This window comes from Nitrospirillum bahiense, from assembly GCF_007828025.1.
GTDB classification, from domain to species: Bacteria; Pseudomonadota; Alphaproteobacteria; order Azospirillales; family Azospirillaceae; genus Nitrospirillum; species Nitrospirillum amazonense.
Genome location: NZ_VITO01000014.1, coordinates 66,707 through 81,423, shown reverse-complemented (window position 1 = coordinate 81,423; position 14,717 = coordinate 66,707). Strand labels below are relative to the sequence as shown.

The 14,717-nt window shown below is 68.0% G+C and carries 10 protein-coding genes; 1 reads left to right on the top strand and 9 read right to left on the bottom strand.

Going from position 1 to position 14,717, the window contains the following annotated elements:
* Positions 1-9 precede the first annotated feature (9 nt).
* A complete protein-coding gene (locus tag FBZ88_RS19750; RefSeq protein ID WP_246138758.1) occupies positions 10-1,260 on the bottom strand; it encodes an MFS transporter in 1,251 nt (416 codons plus the stop codon).
* A 30-nt stretch (positions 1,261-1,290) separates the two neighbouring features.
* On the opposite strand from FBZ88_RS19750, the gene FBZ88_RS19745 reads away from it, so the two are divergent.
* The gene (locus tag FBZ88_RS19745) at positions 1,291-2,211 is read left to right on the top strand and encodes a LysR substrate-binding domain-containing protein (RefSeq protein WP_145618882.1); all 921 of its coding nucleotides are present in this window, start codon (positions 1,291-1,293) and stop codon (positions 2,209-2,211) included.
* Here the strand turns inward: FBZ88_RS19745 and FBZ88_RS19740 are convergent.
* The 8 genes from FBZ88_RS19740 to FBZ88_RS19705 all read right to left on the bottom strand — a co-directional run bounded on the left by FBZ88_RS19740 (position 2,198) and on the right by FBZ88_RS19705 (position 14,703).
* Positions 2,198-3,541, bottom strand: coding sequence for an MFS transporter (locus FBZ88_RS19740; RefSeq protein WP_246138757.1), 1,344 nt, complete (start codon positions 3,539-3,541; stop codon positions 2,198-2,200). The two genes, FBZ88_RS19745 and FBZ88_RS19740, sit on opposite strands and share 14 nt — an antisense overlap.
* Before the next feature lie 31 nt (positions 3,542-3,572).
* The gene (locus tag FBZ88_RS19735; protein WP_145618881.1) at positions 3,573-4,760 is read right to left on the bottom strand and encodes a DUF3089 domain-containing protein; all 1,188 of its coding nucleotides are present in this window, start codon (positions 4,758-4,760) and stop codon (positions 3,573-3,575) included.
* Between the two features lie 76 nt (positions 4,761-4,836).
* Complete coding sequence (locus tag FBZ88_RS19730; protein ID WP_145618880.1) at positions 4,837-6,138, bottom strand: glycoside hydrolase family 1 protein; 1,302 nt, start codon at positions 6,136-6,138, stop codon at positions 4,837-4,839.
* A gap of 54 nt (positions 6,139-6,192) precedes the next feature.
* A complete protein-coding gene (locus FBZ88_RS19725; RefSeq protein WP_246138756.1) occupies positions 6,193-7,782 on the bottom strand; it encodes an AMP-binding protein in 1,590 nt (529 codons plus the stop codon).
* 79 nt (positions 7,783-7,861) lie between these two features.
* Positions 7,862-8,551 carry a TetR/AcrR family transcriptional regulator gene (locus FBZ88_RS19720; protein WP_145618878.1) on the bottom strand — a complete coding sequence of 230 codons (690 nt, stop codon included), beginning with the start codon at positions 8,549-8,551 and terminating at the stop codon, positions 7,862-7,864.
* Positions 8,552-8,620: 69 nt separating this feature from the next.
* Positions 8,621-10,213: a carboxylesterase/lipase family protein gene (locus tag FBZ88_RS19715; protein WP_246138755.1), complete on the bottom strand. Its 1,593-nt coding sequence runs from the start codon at positions 10,211-10,213 to the stop codon at positions 8,621-8,623.
* Positions 10,214-10,287: 74 nt separating this feature from the next.
* Positions 10,288-12,567, bottom strand: coding sequence for a TonB-dependent receptor (locus FBZ88_RS19710; protein WP_145618876.1), 2,280 nt, complete (start codon positions 12,565-12,567; stop codon positions 10,288-10,290).
* 351 nt (positions 12,568-12,918) lie between these two features.
* Complete coding sequence (locus FBZ88_RS19705; protein ID WP_246138754.1) at positions 12,919-14,703, bottom strand: tetratricopeptide repeat protein; 1,785 nt, start codon at positions 14,701-14,703, stop codon at positions 12,919-12,921.
* Positions 14,704-14,717: the final 14 nt, after the last annotated feature.

Genomic DNA, 14,717 nt, shown 5'->3' with positions numbered 1-14,717 from the left:
GGCCCTGTTTCACGCGGCGCCGCCGCGCAGATGGGGCCGCAACGCCAGGACAAGCGGGACAATCAGGGCGGCGGTCGCGGCGGCGGCCAGCACGCCGACGGTCTGACTGCTGTGGTCGGCAATCGCGCCGTAAAGGATAGGCGCAACGCCGCCGGAGCCGATCACGCTGGTGTAAAAGACGGCGAAGGCGCGGCCCGTGTCGGCGCCCGAAAGCTCAGGCACGGTGCCGTAAAGCACCGAAGAGGTGCCGTTGAGCACGACGCCGAGCAGCGGCAGCAAGATCAGCGTCTGCGTCAGGGGGGTGAACAGCGTCGCCATGATCAGCACGGCGGTCGCCGCCTCGGTCACGATGACGGTTCCGACCACCCCCAGCCGTTCCCCCAGCCAGCCGCACGTCGCCTTTCCGAACGCGCCGCCGATGAACAGCAGGCCAAGGCCCAACCCCACGGTGGGCGATCCCCCGCCCTGTCCGTGAATGAGAAAGGGCAGAAACAGCAAATAGCCCATGCGGGTGGCCGTATCGAGCCCGCCTATCGCCGTCAGAACCGCGAAGCCGCCGCGACCACGGCGGCCGGAATGGCCCGCTGGCGCGGCCGTCCCCGCGGCGGTCGCCCCCCGCGCCAGCGATGTCAGCGCGATCGCGACGGCGACGCCAAGTACCACTATTAGGCCCAGCACCGCCCGCCAGGCGAGGACGGGCAGCAGGACCGCGACGAGCGCCGGCAACAAGGCTTTCCCGAGATCTCCCGAAAAATTGTAGATGCCGAGCGGGCGGCGCGACGCCCTGCCGTAATTGTCGGCGACGAGCATCGAGCCGCGCGGGTGCTGGATGCTGGACCCGGCGCCGGCCACGATGAGGCCGACACAAAGGCCGGCAAAGCCGAACGGCAACGCCACGACCAGCAGCCCCGTCGATGCGATGAGGGTCGACAGGATCAGCGCCGACCGCGCGGAGAGCCCGCGCAGGAGACGGTTGGCCGGCAATTGCAGCCCGCCCATCGTTCCCGAATAAAGCGCGCGGATGAGGGCCAGCGCCGCGTAGGAAAGGCCGAACTGCGCCTGCCACACCGGCAGGAACGCATAGAGCCCGTCGGTATAGCCGTCATGGAGCGCATGGGCGAGGCACGCGGCCAGCAGGCTGCGCGATTTCGTCGTCGCTGGGGGGCTGGGGTCGCCCACCGTCGCGGAGAGGCCGGTCGAGGATGCCATGGCGGGATGGTAGATAGGCGATAAATTTTCAACTAGCCTGTCATTGATCACGATACGCGTCAGCTTTAGTCACGGGATTCCATGCGCCGCCTGCCCCCCCTGAACGCGCTGCGCGTCTTCGAGGTCGCCGCCCGCACGGGCAGTTACGCTGAGGCGGCGGCGGAGCTTGGCGTGACCCATGGCGCGGTGAGCCGGCACATCGCCGCCCTGGAAAGCTGGCTGGGCCAGAGGCTGTTCACCAAGGAAGGCCGCCGCATGGTGGCGACGCCCATGGCGGGCATATTCGCGGCGGAGGTCGGCCTTTCCCTCGACCGCCTGGCTGTGGCCGCGGAGGCCTGCGGCCGGCCGGGCTCGCGCCGCATCCTGCGTGTCAGCGCGCCAACCAGCTTCGCGATGCGATGGCTGATCCCGCGCCTCGGCCGCTATCATGCGGACCATCCGTATGTCGAGGTCGTGGTCACCACCGTTTCAACGGTACTTGAGGCGTTGCGCGGGGGTGTGGACGTGGCGATCCGGCGGAGCACCGCGCGGGAGCACGCGTGGCCGCAGCACCGCGTCGTTCCGGTGCTGGATGACGTCGACACGCTGATCATGAGCCCGGCGCTGTTCGCCCGCCGGCCCATCCTGCGTCCCGCCGATATCGAGGGGCACACCCTGCTGGCGACCGAGACACGCGGCGGCGACTGGGCCGACTGGCTGGAGGCGGCGGACCTGCACCACCTCACCGGGCTTCCGCGCCAGGTGTTCGATCACTTCTTCGTGACGCGCCAGGCGGTGGAAGACGGGCTGGGCATCGGGATCGGCCCGCTGCCCATGCTGGAGATTGACATCGCCGGGGGACGGCTGATGACGCCGCTGCCGCAGATCCAAGTTCCGCGCCGGGGCTATGTCGCCGTCGTCCCCCGCCAGGCCGACGCCGCCAACCTGCTGACCGGTTTCGTCGACTGGCTTGTCGAAGAAGGGGGCCGTCCCCCGCCGGGCCCTGGGCCTACCCAACCGTAGCGCGCGCCCTCGCCCGGCGGCCCCTTGCCCGGCGACCGAGGGCAAGGACGCTGAGGAAGGAGACGGCGCACATCGCGCCCAGATAGACCGATATGGGTACCGTTGACTGGAAGCGCGCGAACAGCGCCGTGGCGATGATGGGGGCGAAGCCGCCACCGACGACGGAACCGATCTGATAGCCGAGCGACGCGCCGGAATAGCGCACCTCGACGGGAAACAGTTCCGCGAACAGGGCGGCCTGCGGCCCGTACATCAGGCTGAGGAACAGCATCTCCACCGCGATCGCCAGGGTGATGAGGACGGGCGATGCCGTTTCAATCAGGGGAAACAGGGCGAAGGCCCAGAGACCAGCCAGCACCGCGCCGATCATGAATATGCCCCGGCGGCCGAATTTGTCGGAAACACCCCCGCAGATGATGAGGACCGGCAGCATGAGCGCGCTGGCCAGCATCACTGCGGCCAGCAATGTCTCCTTCGCGATGCCCAGGGTCGCGGTACCGTAGGCGACGACATAGGTGATCGCCATGTAGAAGCAGGTGTTGTTGGCGACGAAGGCGCCCCCCGCCAGCAGCACATCCCCAAGGTGGTCGCGCAGGATCCGGGCCAGGGGCGGCCCCTGGACCGCGCCCGCCACGGCGGCCCCAACGGTCTCGAACTCGCCGGGTTCCTCCAGGTGGCGCCGGACATAGCCGCCGATCAGGACCAGCACGACGCTGAGCAGGAACGGCAGGCGCCACCCCCACACCTGAAAGGCCTGGGGCGCCAGGCTCTTGCCAACCAGCAGGAAGACGACGTTCGCCAGCACCAGGCCCACAGGCACGCCGATCTGGACGAAACTGCCATAGAACCCGCGCCGGCCGCTGGGCGCGCTCTCGATCGCCATGAGCGCAGCGCCGCCCCACTGCCCGCCCACCGCCAGGCCCTGTGCGAACCGCAGGGCCACCAGCGCCAAGGGGGCGGCCACGCCGACCTGGGCATAGCCCGGCAACAGGCCGATGCCGGTGGTCGCAAGCCCCATCAGCAGCAGAGCGCCCGAAAGCGCGCGTTTGCGGCCGAAAACGTCCCCCAGATGGCCGAACACGACGCCGCCCAGGGGCCGTACGATGAATCCCACGGCGAAGGTGCTGAACGCCGCGATCTGCGCCACGAGCGGGGGCAGGTCGATGGGAAAGAACTGCGCCGGAAACACCAGGGCGGCCGCCGTTCCGTAGATGAAGAAGTCGTACCACTCGATGGCCGCGGCGGCCGCAGCGGTGACCGCGACCTTGACGATGGACGCGCCGGGCGCGGGGACAATGGACTCGCCGGGCGCGGGCACTTTGCCGGTCATCGTCCCCTCCCCCTCTATTCTCTTGTCCATCCTAGCGGCGCCCGGCGGCATAGGTCGCGCCTTGGCGGCCTATGATGTCGACCAAGTCGCCGATCGCCTCGTGCATGTCGATGCGATGCAGCCCCCAGTCGGGGAACAGGCGCCCGTCCACGATCACATCGCCGGGGATATCCCGTGTCCGGGCATCGTCCGTGCCCGCGTTGACGTGGATGGCCAGGTAGGTGTGGTCCCCATTGCTGACGCACCGGGCGGTCAACAGGCCGGGGGTGGTGACGAAGGGGGTGTCGATCGTGCGGGGCGTCCTGGTCCAGGAGAAGCCGGCCGGCGCCCAGGCGCCGAAATCCGTCGCGAAATAGCTGTGCAGGGGCCCTGCCCCTCCCGCCAGGTTAGCCGGATTGGTGCAGAGCGCGTGGGAATTGGTGAAAATCTTCTGGGACAAAGGGTCCAGGGCGCGGCCGAATAGGCCGCCCGGCGGCGGCGGCGCCGAATCCCGGAAGGAAACGTAGGCGATGACACAGCCCGTCTGGTCGGCGGCGTGACAGGCCGGAATGTGCTGGAAGGTGCCGCCGACGTCGGCCCCATCGGTGACCACGATGTTGGTGCCCAGCAGGATGGCCGACACCAGGCGTGCCTGCGCCGGCTTGCCGTCGATCTCTTCCTGCATCAGCTGCGTCAACACGACGGAGCCCTGGCTATGCCCGATCAGCACGACGCCACGCCCCTGGTTATCGTGCGCCATGTAGTGGCGCCATGCCGCCAGGATGTCGGCATACGGCATCGCCCTGTCCGGCGGCTGGCTGGCCGTGCCGTTCATGCGCGCATGCAGTGAGGTCAGGGTCACCTGCCGGTACATCGGCGCAAAGGGTCGGCACCGGGCGGCATACCGGGCGAATTGCCCGGCCACGACGGTGAATTCCTCCCGCCCGGGCGTCAGGTCGCTGTTGCCACCCGGATCCAGCGAAACGGTAGGATAGACGTAGAAGCAGTCGATCGGCGGATCGCTGGCCCGCCTGAAGGCCTCGTGCGTCATGTGGCCATCCGCCGTGATGACGGTCGCGGTCTGGTCTTGCGCGCAGGCGTCGGCCCGGCCGGGACGACAGAGCCAGTTGGCGTCCTGGCTATAGTCGGGCGCCGCTGGCCCGGCGGTTTGCGCCCGACCCGGCACGGCCGCGACCCACAGGGCGGCGACCAGCGCCGCGCCTTTCCAAAACCCGTCCATGACGCCTCCCGTTTTATCGTTTTCCTGGTTTATCGTTCTCTGCCAACTCTCGGATCCTGTGACGGGCTGGGCCGTCTCAGCCTCCGCGGATGATGTCCGCCAGGTGCTGGGAACTGGGCTTGGGTGTTCGCGCGAAGGTATCGCGGTCGACGGCCACCAGGCCGAAATGCTGGCCGTACCCTTGCGTCCATTCGAAATTGTCCAGCAATGACCAGTAGATGTAGCTGCGCACGTCGATACCCGCGCGCAGGCAGGCCTCGACCTCCGCGACGCTGGCGTCCAGCCAGGCGACGCGGCGTGCGTCGTCATCCGTGGCGATGCCGCTTTCGGTGACGAATATGGGCTTGGCGGTCTTGCGCGCGGCCAGCCGGATCACCTGTCCCAGGGCCTGGGGGTAATATTCGTATCCCGCCGCGGTCATCTCCGCCCCCGGCGGCGCGGCGGTCAGGCCCTTGGCATCGACCCGCAGGCGCGTGTACGCCTGCACGCCCACGAAATCGCTGGCGTTCACCGCATCCCACCAGCCACCGTACAGCGTCGCCTCGACAGTGGGGGCGAGGCTGTCGTCGCCCACCGCCTCCACCGCCTGCGTGGTCAGCGTGACGCCCACGGGGAAATCGCCGGGTCCCGCCTTGATGGCCTGGTAGGCCTTGGCATGCGCCTCGAGCAGATGGGCGTCGATGCGGTCGGGGTCGGCGAACAGGATGGAAGAGAACCGTGGGGACTGGGTGGCACGGGCCGCGGCGGCGATCATCGCGGTGCGCGCGGCCCGGTATTCGGGCGTGGCCGCCCCCCGCAGGACCTTCACCAGCAGGTGGATGTTGGCCTCGTTGAAGGGCGAGGCCATGCCGATTTGGCCGCCCAGCGCGCGCGTCGCCCGTTCGCAGAAGCGGGCGAACAGGTCGGGGCTGTCCGGTGCCTCCCATCCCCCGCGGGTCGCGAACCACAACGGCACGGTGAAGTGGTTGTACGTCACGATGGGCAACAGCCCGTGCGCCCGGCAGGCGGCCAGCACCCGCGTATAGTGGTCCAGCTCGACCTGGGAAAACTGGCCCGGCTCCGGCTCTATCCGGGCCCATTCAATGCCGAAGCGATAGCAGTTCAGCCCGATCGCCCGGGCGATGGCGAAGTCCTGCTCGTATCGATGATAGCTGTCGCAGGCGCCGCCCGATGGCTCCTTGTAGACCGTCTCCGGCAGGTGCTCCAGCAGCCAGCTGTCGGAATTGGTGTCGTTGCCTTCGCTCTGGTGGGCCGAGATCGCGGCCCCCCACAGGAAGCCCTTCGGCATGGCCGGGCGTTGGGCCGCCCGCGCGGGAAGCGCGTTCAAGGCGGTTGCCGCCGCCAGCCCCGCCAATATCGTCCGGCGTGTGGTCGCCATTCCTTCCTCCCTCAAATCCTTCGCCTCGGTTCCCAGTGTCGCACCCCACCCGGCTTAGCCGTGGTCGGCACGCAGGCGCGTCTTGTCGATCTTGCCCGTCACCGCCTGCGGCATGGCGCCGACGCGCACGATGGCGTCGGGCAACCACCAGGACGGTATGCGCGGCCGCAGCGCGGCCAGCAGCGCCTCGTCGCTGATGTACCCGCCCTGGCGCTGCTCGATCACCAGGACGGGACGCTCGCCCCATTTGGCATCGGCCCGGCCGACCACCGCCACCTGCGCCACCTCGGGCAAGGCGCCCACGATGGCCTCGATCTCGACAGGGTTGATCCATTCCCCGCCCGACTTGATCAGGTCCTTGGCCCGGCCCGTGATACTGACCTGGCCGTCGGCGTCGATGATGGCCAGGTCGCCGGTGTCGAACCAGCCGTCGGCGTCGACGGCCGGTTCGCCCTGCCCAAAATAGCGTTCCACCACGGCGGCCCCCCGCACCCGCAGCCGGCCCTCACGTCCCCGCTGCTCGGGCAGCGGCGCGCCATCGGCATCGGTCAGCCGTAAATCGACACCGACACCGATAGGCGGGCGGCCGGAACGGGAGGCCAGCCGCACCGGCGCGTCCGGTGGCGTGGTGGTGCCAAGCGGCGACAGCTCCGTCATGCCCCAGCTGGTCTGCACGACCACGCCCAGGCGCCTTTCCAGCCGGTCCATGAGCGCCTGCGGCACCGACGCGCCGCCCAGCATGATCCTTTTCAGCGAAGGCGTGTCCTCGCCCGTCCGGTCCAGATGGTCCAGCAGCCCCAGCCAAACCGTCGCCACGCCGGCCGCGACGGTGACGCCCTCCGCGTTGATCATGGCCGCCAGGCTGGGGCCGTCCTGGTGACGGCCGGGAAGGACCAGCTTGGCCCCAACAGCCGGCCCGGAGAACGGGAAACCCCAGCCATTGGCATGGAACATGGGCACCGCGACCAGAACGCTGTCGCGCGCGGTAAGGCCGCTGGCGTCCGCCTGCAACTGGTGGACGGTGTGCAGGTAGTTGGACCGGTGCGTGTAGGTAACGCCCTTGGGTGCGCCCGTGGTGCCGGAGGTGAAGCACAGCCCCGCCGGGGTGTTCTCATCGAAACCGCCCCAGCTGGTATCCCGGCCCAGGCCCGTCAGCATGTCCTCGTACCCCCAGACGCGGACAGGGCCATCGTCCAGCACGCCGGGAAGCGGGCCCCGCGCCTCGGCCCCCGGCTCGTCCAGCACGACGACATGCTCCAGCGTCGGGCAGGCCGCCGCCAGTGTGCCGGCCAGCGCCGTCAGATCCGGGCTGACGACCAGCACGCGGTTGGCCGCCTGCCGGATCATGCCGGCCAAGTGTGCGGGTGCCAGGCGGGGATTGAGGGTATGGCACACGATGCCGACCCCGACGGCGCCATACCAGCATTCCAGATGCGCCTGGCTGTTCCAGGCCAGGATGCCCAGATTATCCCCCAGGCCCAGGCCCAGCGCCAGGAACGCGCCCGACAGCCGCCGGCTGCGGTCCCGCAGCGCCGCATAGCCGATGCGGGCACCGGGCCCGCCCGCCGTCACCACCTCGGCGGCGCCGTGCCACTTGGCCGCGTGGTCGATGAAGCGATCCAGGGTCAGGGCATACGGCTGCATCGCGCCGGCCGGCAAGGGCCCAGGGGGCGAAGGCCCAAGGCGCGAAGAGCTGATCATCGGGGTGGGCGGCTCAGGCATGCTAGGGCGTCTTGTTCTGTTGGCAGATGGCCAGGAAGCCGGCGGCCATGAACCTGGCCATGTGCTTCTTGATGGAGACGAAGTCGTTGGAAGAACAAAGGCCGTGGGACAATTCGTCCAGACGGCCGGTGCGGGCCATGTTGTGCGTCATGGCGCCCGACACGAAGTGGTAGCCCCAGAAGATCGTCTCCTCGTCACAGTCCGGCATGGCCTTCTTCAGCAGGTCGATCAGCGCCAGGACGACGGGATTAAAGTATTTGGTCATCTTCTCGGCGCCCCAGCCGGCGGCGCTGTTGGCCTGCGCGGCGATCTTGCCGAAGGTGGCCCAATGTTCCACATCGTCGATCTGCACGTTCAGGTCGGCGTCGATCCAGGCGCTCAACGCCCCCTCGACCGTGACGGCGTCGCCCACCTCCTCGGCATAGCGCCGCATGGACTCCAGACGGTTGCGGGCGGAAATGGGCGCCTTGCGCGCCCAGACCGCCTCGCAGATGCTGTCCTTGCCGTTGAAGTGGTAGTGGATCAGCGTGGAGCTGACGCCGACGCGGGCGGCCACGTCCTTCAGCGTGAAGCCGTGGTAGCCGAATTCGGCGAACAGCTGCTCCGCCGCGTCCAGGATGCGTTCGATCGACGCCTCGCGGGCGCGGGCTTTGTGGTTACGGGCGCGCGTGGGTTGATCAGTGTTGCTCATTCGATTCCAAACTCCCGACCTGGATACCAAGGCGGCCTTCCCGTGCCGCCTTGGTCTGTCCAGGTACGGTTAAAAGGCCGAGAAGCCGATGTCGAGCCGCCAGCCGCGCCCCTGCTGGCGGCGGGTGGCGACCAGCGTATCGGCGTAGGTGAAGGCGGCCGGCTGCAGACCGCGCCGGGCGGCCGGACGGTCATCGATGTCAAGATATCCGGCCTGGGCTGCCGTATACCGGGGCCATGCCGCCTCCCCCGGGGCGGTGGGCGCGCCATCCCGGACGAAGCCGACCCAGTAGTTCATCATGGCATCCGAAAGCCGGGCCTCCGTTTCGGTCAGCGGCGGCCGGGGCCAATTGGGCCCCAGCGCCCCGGACGGGCCGACCTGGCCGAAGATGTAGGGCAGCTCGCTGGCATGGAAGGCCGCCAGGTCGCGCGCCCGCTCCGCCGGGGTGCTGTGCCGGAAATAATAGAGATAGGCCGGCTGTCCCGCCGCCGCCTGTTGGCGCGCCAAATACTGGGCGGCCCACCCATACAGCCCGTCGCGGATGGAAGCCATCACATCGGCCCGTGGGTCGGCCCCGGGATAGACCGCCAGGTAGGCGGGCGCCTGGGGACCGAAGCGGCGGCGGACGTCGGCATCATACGCCGCCGGGGTGTCGGGCGCCTTGGGCATCAGGAAGGGCAGCGAGCGGATCTCCCCCTCGTTGAAGCCCGCCAGAACGGGCACCTTGGCCTGCTCTCCCCGGGCGAAGGTGTCCGCGAACTGCCGCGTCAGCGTGACGCCGTCGATCACCGGCTCCGGCTGCCAGCCCTGGGCCAGGCCGGCCTTGAACAAGGCGACAAGGTCGGCCTTGCGCAGCGCGGCAGCGTCGGTGGCGCCCACCGCGGTGGCCAACGCCGCACCCGCCGCCTCCGCCGATGGAAGGCCCAGGGTTTCCTCATGCAGAGCCCGGTAAGAGGGCATGTACCCGCTTTGCGAAATCGCGCCGGCGAACAGGCCGCGGGCCGGCGGGCTGGCCAGCAGCGCGATGACGCTGAGTCCGCCGGCCGACTCCCCGGCGATGGTGACCCGGCCGGGATCGCCGCCGAACGCCGCGATGTTGTCGCGTACCCAGCGCAGCGCCGCGATCTGGTCCAACAGCCCGTAGTTGCCCGACAGGTGCTGCGGCGATTCCGCACTGAGCGCCGGATGCGCCAGGAAGCCCAGCAAACCCAAGCGATAATTGATAGAAACGACGATGATGCCGCGTCGCGCCAGGTTGGCACCGTCATACAGCGGTTCGGAACTGCTGCCCCCCACCAGCGCGCCGCCGTGGATCCAGACCATGACCGGCAAATGTTCAGCCCCGGCGGGCGTCCAGACGTTCAGGGTAAGGCAATCCTCGCTGACCGGGGCCATGCCGCCCGAATAGATGCCGGTGGATGACGGCGGCGGTTGCAGGCAGGCGTGGCCGAAATCGCGGGCGTCGCGCACCCCCGTCCAAGCCCGGGCTGGGACTGGCGGGCGCCAGCGCAGGTCGCCCACCGGCGGCTCGGCATAGGGAATGCCTTTGAAGGCCGCCACCGTGGTTCCCGGCACCATGGCTCCCTGCAGGTCGCCACCGCTGACATGTGCCCGGGGCGGGGTGTCCGCCGGCCCGACCGGCGCCGTTTTGGCGCAGGACATGAGGGCCAACCCCAGGCAGGCCGCCGCCAGCCAGCGGTGCCCTTGTCCCCTTCGCGCTTTCCGCATCGTCGTCCTCATAGGTCGGCCGCCAGCCGCAGACCGAACGTCAGCGGCCGCAAGATGGCGTAGCGGCTGTAGACGAAGGCTTCCGGATGCACATAGGTGATGGCGCGGCTGTTGGTGAGATTTTCGCCGTACAGAGTGGCCGTGACCTTGCCGAACGTGGCACCCGTCTGCAGGTTCAGCAGCGTGTAGCTGTCGGTATGGTCATAGAGCGCGCTGGGCTTGCCCAGCGTGCCGGGGGTATTGGGAAAGCCGACGGGGAACGACCCGACGTGCTGCACCTGGAAACCGCTGAACCCGGGGATCGTGCCGAACAAGGTGTAGCCGTAAGTGCCGAAGAACGATCCCTGCAGGTGTGGCGAGGCCAGGCTGGCCCCGTTCACGGCACCGGAAATCTGCGCCTCCTGCGCGGAAAGCCCTGTCACCTTGGCATCGTTCACCGCGGCGTTCAGGCCCAGGACCAGCCCATGCACCGGTTCCAGCGTGACCTCCGCCTCCAGCCCCTTGCTTTCCGCGGCGCCGATGTTGGTGGCGAACTGCACGGAGTCAGAGACGCGGTTGGCCTGGACCTGCAGATTCTGCCAGTCGATGTAATAGGCCGCCAGGTTGGCGGTCAGCCGCCCATCCCACCAGCGCCCTTTCAACCCGATTTCATAGTTGGTGAGGTCGTCCGAACTCGCCCCCGTTGGGATGACCAGATCGGTGGGACTGACCGTGCTGACACTGCCGGCGCGGGCGTTGTAAACGGGCGTGCGGTAGCCGGTCGACACGGTGGCGTAGAGCGTCAAGTCATGCGACGGCTCATAAGTCAAGCTTGCTTTCCAGGACGCTTTTTCGGCGTCGGGATAGGCGGTGCTGGATGCCGGCGTCGGCGTCAGGGCCAGCGGCGCCCGGATGCCGCCCAAGGCGTAGGCGAAGTAAAGCGAGTTGAACCCGGGGGCGATATCGACCGTGGTGGCGTATTTGCCGTAGCGCAGGCCACCGATCGCCGAGAGCGTGTCGGTGATGTGGTAGGTCAACTCACCGAAGCCCGCCAGTTCATAGGAACTGGAGTTGCTGACATTGGAATAGAAGGTGCCGTCGGCGGGCAGGCCGGTGATGCCGTGCGTGGCGAGATAGGCCGGGGTCGATGCCTCACGCGCGGCCAGGTACTGATCACGATGCAGATAGTAGGTGCCCACCGTCCAATCGAACCGGCCGCCCTTTTCCGAAACCAGCCGCGTTTCCTGGACTACGGTTTTCCAGATGCCGTGGTCGAAAAGGTTGAAAGGCAGGGCCAAGGCGAACGTGCCGGCCAAGTCGACGTCGAACAGCCCATCCTGGTAGCCGTAGCTGGTGGAACTGGTCAGATGCGCCCAGTCAAACTGATAGTCGATGGTGGCGTTATAGAGCTGCGACTTCGACGTATAAAGGTCGGGCATGGTGGTGTAGCGCTTGCGATCACCCAGGGAGGGGGTCACCAGTGACGCGTCCTGGGGATGGCTGTCCTCATAGAGCCCCATCAACCGGATGCTGAGACGATCCGTCGGTTTCCATAGGATGATCCCCCGCCCGCCCCAGTCCTTCAGGGTGTTGGAGTTCTTGACGCCCGTGCCGACGTTGTCGACGTAACCATCCTCGTGCCGGTAAAAGCCGACGACGCGCACCCCCAGCTTGTCATCCACCAACGGCACGTTGACCATGCCGTTGTAGCGCTGGCGGACGGCGCCAGCGTCCGGGGTGTAGCCCGTGTCGGTCAGGACGGAGGCGTCCACCCGGTTCAGGTCGGGGCTTTTGGTCAGGATGCGGAGCGCGCCGGACAGCGAGCCCGACCCGAACAGCGTGCCCTGCGGCCCGCGCAGGAATTCAACGCGTTCCACGTCGAACAGGCTGGGGTCCAGCGTCACGGAGTTGCCGATGGTCGTCAGCGGCAAATCGTCGAGATAGACGGTGGTGGTGCTCTGCAGCCCGGCCTCGTAACCGTTCACGGAAATACCGCGGGTGGTGACGCTGAGATTGTTGTCGCTGCGGTGGTCCAGCACGACGCCGGGTGTCTCCCGCGCGATGCCCTCCACCCCGACGATACCCTTCTGGGTCAGTTCATCCTGCGAGAAGGCCGTGATGCTGATCGGCACGTCCTGCAGGCGCTCGGCCCGGCGGGTTGCCGTCACCACGATTTCCTCAAGCCCGGTGGAATTGTCGCGCTTCTGGTCCGAATCCTGTGCGGCCGGCGCCGGCGTGGTCTGCGCGACGGCTGCCGACGCGCCGGCAAGCAGCGCCATCAGCGACGCCGCGTAAGCTAAGCGGTTCATGTGTGCCTCCCTGTTGCGGCCGCGTCTTGGTGACGCGTTGTCGCTAACGGAGGAACCTTCTCATATCCGCTGCGGCAGAGCAATACTGACTGACGAGTAAGTCAGTATTTATTGCTACGCACGCCACTGCCGTCGGCAGGCGTGGCGCCATCGCCGGGCCGAGAAACGCGCCCGGTCCGTTTGGTGGCGCCCTTATGTCAAGCAACATTGTCATCTTTCGGACCGCTCAGCCCGACGGATCAAGCGGGAGTGCCCAGGGGGCCCATGAAGCGCGAACCGGCACACGCCACCGCCGCGCCACGACACCTGGCCATCGCATCCCGTTAACGCGAATAAGAATAGGAAAACCCGTTAGGGCTTGGCCGTGGCGGCAACGGACGCCTTGCGGCTTGGTTTGGCCGGCTTCGGCCCAGGGCTCGCCTGGGGCTGCGGGGCGTCGGAGGCTGGCGCCGTGACGGGCATCCCATATTGCGCATGTTCCTCCTTCAAGGAGGCGATCGCGCTCAGCCAGTCGCCCAGGGCGGGCTGGCGATGCACGCGGTGGTTGGGATACCAGGGCGATGTCGTGTCGCCGATGCCCCAGCGCCAGTCGACGGAGTGCGCGAGCAGCAGCGAGACCGGTTTGCCCATGGATCCGGCAAGGTGCGCCACCCCGGTGTCCACCGCTACCACATGATCCAGGTTGGCGATGACGGCCGCCGTGTCGATGAAGTCCTGAAGCTTGGGGCTCAGGTCATGCAGCCGGCCCTTGAAGGCCAGGGCCTCTCCTGCCCGCGGCCCGACCTGCAACGAGAACCAGTCGGCATCGGGAATGGCGTCGAGAACAGCCCCCAGATGCGCCAGCGGCAAAGAGCGGCGGGCGTCCTCGGAGTGTTGGGGACGGCCAGCCCAGACAACGCCGACGCGGCGCCGGCCACTGGGCGGCGGCAGCAAGGTCCGGCCACGGGCCACCTGATCCTCCGGCAGGGTCAGCCAGCCGGGCAACAGCGGCAGGTCCGCGACGCGGAGCGACAGCATGTGCGGCAGGCTTAACAGCGGCACGTGGTAATCAAACGATTCCTGGACGCTGAACATATGCGGGTTGTCGGGGCGGGGAACCACACGGATGCCGTCTTTGGCCAGGGCGGTACTCAGGACCCCGGTCAGCGGAGACGACACTTCCAACACCAGATCCGCGAGGCCATGGCGATCCCTCAGGATATGGGCCAGCGGGGTGAACTGGAGAATGTCGCCGAAGCCCTGTTCCCCCCAAACGTAGATGCGTTTGCCCGCCAGGTTCTCGCCCCGCCATTGCGGTGCCGCCAGGATACGACGGGGTTCGGGAAACTGGTCCCATACCCAGCGCCATTCGTAGTCCGCCCAGCCCGTGGCGAAGTCGCCGCGCGCCAGGCATGCCAAGGAGTGGTTCCAGCGGGCCAGCGCGTTGCCGGGCGCCAGCTTCAGCGCCATATCCAACGCCATCACGGTGGCGTCGATGAAGCCGGCGGTGCGCAGGGCCTTGTCCAGGGTCTGAAGGACTTCCTCCAGCCGTTCCAGCCGTCCGTCGGGCATCCCTTCCGGCAGGGTGGCCAGCGCCGCCGTCAGTTCCGGCAGACGATCGCTGATTTCGTCGACCAACTGCCTGCCCAGATCGCGCGCCTCGGGCAGCACCCGGCCAAAGAGGATGACGCCCACGATCAGCGGCACGACCGCCTCACGCGATTGCCCCATCCACGCCAATCCCGTGCCCATGTTGACCCAGGCGGAATAGTTCAAGGGCGATAACGCCAGGATGCGACGGTAGAGAGGCATCGCATCCGCATGCTGGCCACGGGTCTGCAACATGACCGCTAGGTTCAGCATGGCGGCAGCGGCGCGCGGCAGGTCGCCCATGCGCTCGAACACGGTGCCCAGCGAGCAGTAGTAAAGGGGCTCGCCGGGTTCGATCTTCAAGGCGTGTTCGAACAGGCCGGCGGCTCTCAAATTGTCTCCCTCATAGGCGGCCATGACGCCCAGCTGGTGCAAACTGGGCGCAGTCACCTCGGGGCGCTCGGTCAGCTGCAGAAAGACCTGGCGCGCCTCGGCCGTCCTTCCAGCGGCCTGCAGTTGCAACCCCTGCGCGAATACGGGAACGCGACGTCCCAATTCCATCAGCATGTCGCCGCTGCGTT